Source organism: Shewanella sp. c952, assembly GCF_019654975.1.
Lineage (GTDB): Bacteria > Pseudomonadota > Gammaproteobacteria > Enterobacterales > Shewanellaceae > Shewanella.
Map to the genome: position 1 here is coordinate 21,841 of NZ_BPEW01000047.1, position 8,075 is coordinate 29,915.

The 8,075-nt window shown below is 41.6% G+C and carries 7 protein-coding genes and 1 other RNA gene; 5 read left to right on the plus strand and 3 right to left on the minus strand.

From position 1 onward, the window contains the following. Positions 1-454: 454 nt before the first annotated feature. Positions 455-2,062, minus strand: a complete 1,608-nt coding sequence (gene aceB, locus K5R16_RS20315; RefSeq protein WP_259649955.1) for a malate synthase A — start codon at positions 2,060-2,062, stop codon at positions 455-457. A 1,127-nt stretch (positions 2,063-3,189) separates the two neighbouring features. Between aceB and K5R16_RS20320 the strand changes: the two genes are divergently transcribed. Then, positions 3,190-3,693, plus strand: a complete 504-nt coding sequence (locus tag K5R16_RS20320; RefSeq protein ID WP_220739995.1) for an outer membrane protein assembly factor BamE — start codon at positions 3,190-3,192, stop codon at positions 3,691-3,693. Between the two features lie 179 nt (positions 3,694-3,872). On the opposite strand, the gene K5R16_RS20325 is transcribed toward K5R16_RS20320, so the two are convergent. Together K5R16_RS20325 and K5R16_RS20330 are read right to left on the minus strand one after the other, a co-directional pair. Continuing rightward, positions 3,873-4,205 carry an RnfH family protein gene (locus tag K5R16_RS20325; protein ID WP_220739997.1) on the minus strand — a complete coding sequence of 111 codons (333 nt, stop codon included), beginning with the start codon at positions 4,203-4,205 and terminating at the stop codon, positions 3,873-3,875. Next, on the minus strand, positions 4,202-4,633 hold the full coding sequence (locus tag K5R16_RS20330) for an SRPBCC family protein (RefSeq protein ID WP_220739999.1): 432 nt from the start codon (positions 4,631-4,633) through the stop codon (positions 4,202-4,204). Before K5R16_RS20330 ends, K5R16_RS20325 begins: the two co-directional genes overlap by 4 nt. A 193-nt stretch (positions 4,634-4,826) precedes the next feature. On the opposite strand from K5R16_RS20330, the gene smpB reads away from it, so the two are divergent. The 4 genes from smpB to K5R16_RS20350 all read left to right on the plus strand — a co-directional run. Beyond that, positions 4,827-5,321, plus strand: coding sequence for an SsrA-binding protein SmpB (gene smpB / locus K5R16_RS20335; RefSeq protein ID WP_220740001.1), 495 nt, complete (start codon positions 4,827-4,829; stop codon positions 5,319-5,321). Positions 5,322-5,493: 172 nt separating this feature from the next. Further along, positions 5,494-5,848: a transfer-messenger RNA gene (gene ssrA, locus K5R16_RS20340) on the plus strand. 165 nt (positions 5,849-6,013) lie between these two features. Further along, positions 6,014-7,216 carry an integrase domain-containing protein gene (locus K5R16_RS20345; protein WP_220740002.1) on the plus strand — a complete coding sequence of 401 codons (1,203 nt, stop codon included), beginning with the start codon at positions 6,014-6,016 and terminating at the stop codon, positions 7,214-7,216. Between the two features lie 52 nt (positions 7,217-7,268). Next, positions 7,269-8,075: hypothetical protein (locus tag K5R16_RS20350; RefSeq protein ID WP_220740004.1), on the plus strand; the 807-nt coding region annotated here is incomplete at its 3' end.

The following is an 8,075-nucleotide window of genomic DNA, read 5'->3' on the forward strand; positions in this document are numbered from 1 at the left end:
AAAGTGCAGGTTACTGAGCCTTTACTCGCCTATTTGACTGGTATTTTTTGAGTGCAGTCAGTTAACCATCGGTGGTTCATTGCTGGAACAGCTGAACAGTGGAATAGTCAGATAGATCTACAGCAGCACAAGAGAAGGCACTTTGCTTGGTTTAAGCGCTCATATATTGCAATATGGATGAAAGCGTAATCATTTTTTTAATTAGTAATCTTTCTAATTGGTAATTTTAGCGCTGTAAAATTTAGGCAAAAAAATGCGACTCCGAAGAGCCGCCAATCACAAGCGTAGTAGCAATCGCCTTACTGGGAAGTTAGGCAGCGCTATTTAATTAAAAACCCGCGTAGCACGTAGGAATACTCCGCGGGGGACACAAGCTGCAAAAGGCAGCCAAAACTAAAACTCTAATACAAACACAAATTCATTCAGATTGAACATCTATAGCCCAAATACAGGGCTAGCTAACAAGCAGCTCGTAACCTGGCTGAGTAATAAAATCTACCAATTCATCTGCTGTAGTAATTTGCTCAAGAATCACCGCAGCTTCGGTGAAACGGCCATGGGTAAACCTTTCAGCGCCCACCTCCTCTTTAACCTTTGCAAGCTCTTGTACTAACATCTCTTTAAACAGTGCTTTAGTCACTAACACACCATTTGATAAGTGTTGCGAATGCTTAATCCATTGCCAAATAGAGGTTCTAGCAATTTCGGCAGTTGCTGCATCTTCCATCAGCCCATAGATTGGTACACAACCATTTCCGCTGATCCAAGCCTCTGTGTATTGCAGGGCAATACGAATATTTCGGCGCATACCTATTTCGGTGCGCTCACCATCGCAAGCAGCCAACAGTTCATGGGCTAAAATGGGTGCGTCCACGTCACGAGTAATATGCAGCTGATTAACATGGTCTTCGCCAATATACTCATTGAAGATCTCCATGGCGGTATCAGCCAATCCCGGATGGGCAACCCAAGTACCATCATGGCCATTACGCGCTTCAAGCTGTTTGTCTTGACGCACTTTATCTAAAATCTGTTGGTTCTCAGTTGCATCTTTAGCAGGTATAAATGCCGCCATTCCTCCCATGGCTAACGCGCCACGTTTATGACAAGTTTTAACCAACAAGCGCGAATAAGCGCTAAGGAAAGGTGTATCCATAGTGACTGACTGTCTGTCAGGCAATATGCGATCACTATGGTTATTCAAGGTTTTAATATAGCTAAAGATATAATCCCAACGTCCACAGTTCAGCGCGACGATGTTTGAGCGCAGTTCAAATAGGATCTCATCCATTTCAAAAACAGCAGGTAAGGTCTCAATAAGGCAAGTACATTTGATGGTGCCAGCTTGCAGACAAAAGCGCTCCTCAACAAAAGCAAATACCTTAGCCCACCATCGTGCTTCAAGATGACTTTCTAACTTAGGAATATAGAAGTAAGGACCGCTGCTCTTATTCAATAGTTGGCGATAGTTATTATAAAAATAGATACAAAAATCAAATAAGCTGGCTGGTATCGCTTGCTCTGCAAAACTGACATGCTTTTCTAGCATGTGCAGCCCTCGAACTCGGCAAATAAGCACTGCGGGATCATCATCTAATGTGTATGACTTACCAGTTGCTGCAGCGGTATAACTGATATCACCAGCAACAGCGTCACGTAGGTTGATTTGCCCAGCTACAATCTTCTCCCAACTCGGCGCTAAAGAATCTTCAAAGTCAGCCATAAATACTTTTGCATTGGCATTAAGTGCATTGATCACCATTTTGCGATCAACAGGACCGGTGATCTCGACACGCCTATCTTGAAGGTCGTTGGGGATCCCTCTAATTTTCCAATCTTTCTCGCGCAACGATTTAGTTTGCGGTAGAAAGTCAGGTAACTGTCCGTTATCGATTAAAGCTTGTTTAACCTTTCTATTTTCCAGCAAGGTTGGCACATCAGCAGCAAAATGCTTACATAAGGTTTTTAATAAACTCAGTGCCCCTTCTGTTAATACTGTTTCTTGTCCTTTGACAGAGTCAGCATTGATAACAATCTCTTCTGCTGTAATACCGTTATCCATTGTTATTTGATCTGTCATAAACCTATTCTCCAAACCGTATTGCCAGTCGCTGCTATTAGCCAAAATATTGAAACCAACTCTCTTTGCCCTATGCGCTTTAATGCTGTCTTAGGTATAGAAGCTAAGACTCACTGTTAATCAGTGTCTCAAGCAAGATGTGGTTATTTGCAACAAAAAACTAACGATAAAATGGGCATGATGCAAGTCTAGCAACCTCGTTCAGCAATCCATTACTAACGAGTTCAAATCCATAAACAACAAATAAATGCTGGTAAACCCAAGTTAAAAAGCAACAAAAACAAGATGATAACAGAAATTAATTTTCAGATGAAATGTAAGTGCAAGGCCTTGTAAGACAACTTTACCAAGGCTCTTGAGTTGAACTTCCATACGTAATTTAATTACTTACTGTAATCATATAAATACAGCTGTAACCAACAAGAAAAATAAACCCATCAGTACTTATCGTTTACAGGTAACTTGAGCGTTAATTAAATAAACCATTAATTACCAACCAGTTAAGTAATACGTAAACCAAACAAAAATCAAACAAACGTTTTAATCTTACGTTTACGTAAAAGTAATAGACAATAACTCAAACCCACTAACCTAAACTCAAGGTGTATTGTGACTAACATCACAATAAATATTGGTTTTTCATGAATTTTTTTTGAAAAAATACCCATAAACAGGAAAACAACTCAGCAATGAGTAGCGAAATGTTATTAAGTAAAATAACGCCGACAGGCTTTAGTCATGCTTCCCATATCAGCTACAGCGCAAAAGCAGTAGCTAAACACTTCAAGCCTTGAACGCACAGTAAAGGTTACAGATATTAGTTTTAAATGACGCTGCCACGTACATAAGTCACTAAAAATGCGCTGTTAATTGGCTTTACAGGTATCCTCTATATGTCACGACAAACAGCTAACACCGAGAAAAAGCCTCATCGCAATGAACTAATTATCAGTTTATGACTCAATATAAACAGCTTATGTAGCCTCTGTGTTAAAACAGAGGAACAGTATAAATCAACAACCTGAGCATACTCTGCGACAATAGCCCTTGTCAGATAGGGGATTGCTTGGGTATTATGACCGACAGATTTTTATGAAGTAGCGCACTCAATGACAATTAAAAAAAGAAGTATTACCCTTTTGGGCGCTGCTGCGCTCACACTTTCACTTAGTGGTTGTGGTGTTTTTGACTGGTTAATCTATAAGCCAGACATCCCACAAGGTAACTATATGGAAAAGCAGCAGGTAGAAAAGCTGCGAATCGATATGACTAAAGAACAGGTAGAATACGTATTAGGTCGACCTGTACTGCGTGATAGCTTTTCAGACGATACTTGGTATTTTGTCTATCACTACAAGAGTGGTCGTGATGCTAGCATCATCCACAAAGAACTCATTATTAACTTCGATGGCGACAAACTCGTTGCAGTAACAGGTGATTATGATTTAAGTGAAGAGTTTAATACTCCGCTTGAAGAAAGTAAGTTACCGGAGTTGAATACGCCTGAAGATGCTCCTTTGGTCCCAGAACAGCGTCCTCAAGCAAATCCTTTAGTTGAAGAGGAACAAACTCAGCCTGAATCACTATCGGAAAGAGACGAAGACAAAAACTAGTCCCGTCGCGACCAATAGTCAAAGTGCAGAAACAATAATGCGAGCTCCTATAAATAGAGGCTCGCATTTTTTTGTAGCAAAAGAACCGGTTAACAATTTGCTCTAACACCACCGAAATAAGCGCGGGTTAAGCCATTTCATCCACAAGCACAAATATGAATCGCTATGTTCAACAGGCTTTAAAGCTTAGCGCCAGTAATTTTATTCACACGACCTTCATCTTTAGCTTTTTCTGCACGCTTACGGCGCACATCTTTAGGGTCGGCAATCAATGGCCGGTAGATCTCAACCCGTTGACCCGGCTTTAGTACTTCAGAATGCTTTACCGAGCGACTAAAAATACCTAATTTAACCGTCTCAAGATCAATCTCAGGGAAATAACGCTGCATATCGCTTTGCTTAACGGCGTCGATACAGCTAGTGCCAGGCTCGATGTTAATTTTAATCAACTTTTGTTGATGTGGCAGCGCATAGATAATTTCGACAGTGAACTGCCCTTGCTCAGTATTCATTTATAAACAACCTTTGCCCGACTGGTGAACGCCGTCACCATAGAAGCCATTAACTCTTTAAAAACCTTACCAAATGCCAAGTCTGCTATCGGACTAGAGAACTCAAAGTTAAGCTCAAAATCGACTTTACATGCATCATCCGTTAATTCAGTAAAGGTCCATTCACCAACCAACTCTTTAAACGGACCATTTTCTAACTGCAGCTTGATACTCTTACCGGCAACCACTTTATTACGGGTGGTAAATGTCTTACGGATCCCCGCTTTGGCAACATCAACAGAGGCAACCATGGTCTCGCCATCAAACTCCAACACTTTTCCGCCCACACAACCAGGCAAGAACTCTTTATAAGATTCGACATCATTGACTAGGTCATACATCTGCATCGCACTAAATCGAACTAATACATTGCGGGAAATTTGCGGCATTTAAGATTGATACTCAAAAATATAAACACGATTGATGGATTTTAACATGACCACAAAAAAACGCATCCTTGCTGCACATCAGCGTCATTGAGTGCTCAAAAAGCAGACAAACGCTTCAACGAAGTCATAAATAAGCGAATATTTCGGCTTGGCTAATTCCAAATCCGCCATGCCTGCGTATAATAGCTTGCCTATGGCTAAGAAAAACGCAAAAAATTCAAAGAACAGTTCCGCTTCTATCGCACGTAATAAACGCGCGACATTCGACTATAAGTTTGAAGAGAAGATGGAAGCTGGCCTATCCCTAATGGGATGGGAAGTTAAGTCTATTCGTATGGGCAAGGTCAACTTGTCTGAAAGCTATGTATTCCTCAGAGATGGCGAAGCCTTTCTTTTTGGTTGTACTATTGCCCCACTGAATACCGCCTCGACACACGTCGTATGCGATCCTCTACGCTCACGTAAGTTACTGCTCAAACGAAAAGAGTTAGATAAATTACAAGGTTTAGTTGACCGTAAAGGTTACTCAATCGTACCAATATCAATGTACTGGCAAAAAGGTGCATGGGTAAAGATCGAGATTGGTCTAGGTAAAGGTAAGAAAGAACACGATAAGCGTGACGATACTAAAGATCGTGAATGGCAGATTGAAAAAGCTCGAACCATAAAGAAAGCGGTTCAGCAGTAAAATTTACATCAACCTGGTTTCAGCCAACAATGTTTGGCCTGTTAATCAGTGTTAATACTCATTAACAGCTTCAATGTTAAGCTAGAACGGGTATATAACGAACAATCGGTTGTGAATGCGGTTTTTATGCTTGGTAAAACAAGAAAGGTCGCGTTACAATCACATTGTACTTGGGGGCGATTCTGGATTCGACAAGATTCTCGAAACCCTGGGAGCATGCCGAGGGGCGGTTGGCCTCGTAAAAAGCCGCACTGTTATAGTTGCAAACGACTCTAACTACTCTCTAGCAGCTTAGGCTAGCTAGCCATCTTGCCGAAACTTCTCAAATGGGTTTGGTTTATAGATGGTCATCTCACATTTGATAGCGAGGGAACCACGTTCAGGGGTGAACCGCGAAACAGTACTGAACTCGCCAAATGCAATCCTGTCTTTCGGAGTGTACTTGGTTAACCAAAAGAGAGACTAAGCATGTAGCGCCTTGGATGTAGGCTTTTTGGACGCGGGTTCGAGCCCCGCCGCCTCCACCAAATATAGGAACGAAGACACCCCAGGGTGTCTTTTTTTCTGCCTGTAATTTATAAAATCAATAACTTAGCATCCATTAAGGACCGAAGGCTCACAACAAAGTCTTGAGGTAATGGGAACACTAATAGTAACATCAGGCCACATTACAGATTACTGGTGTTCCTATTATGGCTAAAACAACAACTCCTCTTACAGCAACTCAGGTCTCTAATGCAAAAACTAAAGAGAAAGAGTACAACCTCTGCGATGGCCGAGGATTGAGACTAAGGATAAAACCCAACGGTTCAAAGATTTGGCTAATTAACTTTAAAAGGCCTAGTACAGACAAAAGAACAAATTTTAGCTTAGGCTCCTTTCCCGATGTTTCATTGGCCAATGCTAGAAGAAAGTGTGATGAAGCCAGAACCCTTCTATCTCAAGGAATCGATCCACAAGACCACCAGCTGCAACAAAAAAATGCAGAGAAAATCGCTGCAGAAAACACTCTCAAGTCAGTAACTGATGCTTGGTTTGAAATTAAAAAGCAGAAGGTTTCTGAAAATCATGGTCAAAAACTGTATCGTCGCCTTGAGCTTTATCTCTTCCCAGCCCTAGGCGATAAACCAATCAGCGCCTTAACTGCCCCACAAGTTATTCAAGTACTCAAGCCTGCAGAAGCTAAAGGCAATATTGAAACCTGCAAGCGGGTGATCAGCTGGCTAAACGAAGTGATGACCTTTGCGGTGAACACAGGCCTAATACATTCAAACCCGCTTATAGGGATAGCGGCTGCTTTTGGCGTGCCAGAGAAACGACAAATGCCCACCATTAAACCAGCTGAGCTGCCAGAGTTTATGGAAGCACTCACCTACTCAAGTATCAAGATAACTACTCGCTGTCTAATACAAATTCAGTTGCACACCATGACACGCCCAGCAGAAGCAGCAAAAGCGAAATGGATTGAAATTGATTTTGATAAGCAGCAGTGGACCATTCCAGCTGAAAGAATGAAGATGAAGCGCGAACACGTCATCCCCCTAACTCCACAAGTCATATCACTGCTAAAACGTATGCAAGACATCAGTGGTGACTTGGAATACATATTCCCAGCAGATAGAAACCCAAACAATCACACCAATACCGAAACAGCCAATATGGCCATTAAACGTATGGGCTACAAAGGTCGCTTAGTGGCGCATGGCCTACGTGCATTAGCCAGTACCACATTAAACGAACAAGGCTTTGATGCTGAGCTTATTGAAGTATCACTTGCCCATGTAGATAAGAACACCGTTCGTGCCGCTTACAACCGAGCAGAATATATCGAACGCAGAAGAGAAATTATGTGCTGGTGGAGCGACCGTATTTGCCAGCCAGGGCAAGCACTATAGGTAGGAGCCTGCCTTAATAATATTTTTATAGCCCCACTAGCTAGGATTACAAATGACTAAAAGCCCGTTGATAAAATACTTTAACCACGTGCCTGATAAATGCTCCATTACCCGAGCTGCGAAAGCATTTGGCCTTGATAAAGAAGACTTCCTGAATTGGGCTCACGACCATGCTATCAAGCTCTATGTCAGTTTAGATATTGGCTTAGGTATCACTGGTAATGGTGAAGAAATCAATGATTACATGCGCCTTTATTCGATCACCGAGAATAGGATTAGCGAGCAATTAAAAACGTTAAAGCAAGATCAGGCAGAGCTTAAAAGAGCATTAGAATTAGAGCAAGAGAAGATACAGCATGAACAATTATGTTTACATCCAATCCTCTCTGCCATATCACTAGCCCCCACCGAAAGCAGAAACCATAACGGTTACGAAGCGTTGGGGCGCTGGGTTATCCCACCATGCTATGCACTAGAGTTTATCAATAATGAAACGGTAAAAATTGATGAACTGTTCACTGATTTCTCAATGATGTGTGGTGTTGAATTAGACAAGCCATACACGGCTAATATTAATAAGCTCAGTATTGCCAAAGAAGACTTACAAAAAATTGCTCAGAGTCTTAAATCAGGAAACCCGCTACCTATTATCAACTGCGACGAGCCCCCCTTTCACCCAGAAGCCAAAAAGCCCAGAAAACAACGAGAAGACCTAGGCTCTATCAAGCTAATTGAAATGCTATTAGACCGAGACAAAGACTTAACGGCTGTAAAAACCATCAGCAAAAAATACGATATCTTAGAAGGAAGTTTAGCTAAAGAAGGGAAAGTAATGCCCATATCAAAAAGAACATTACAA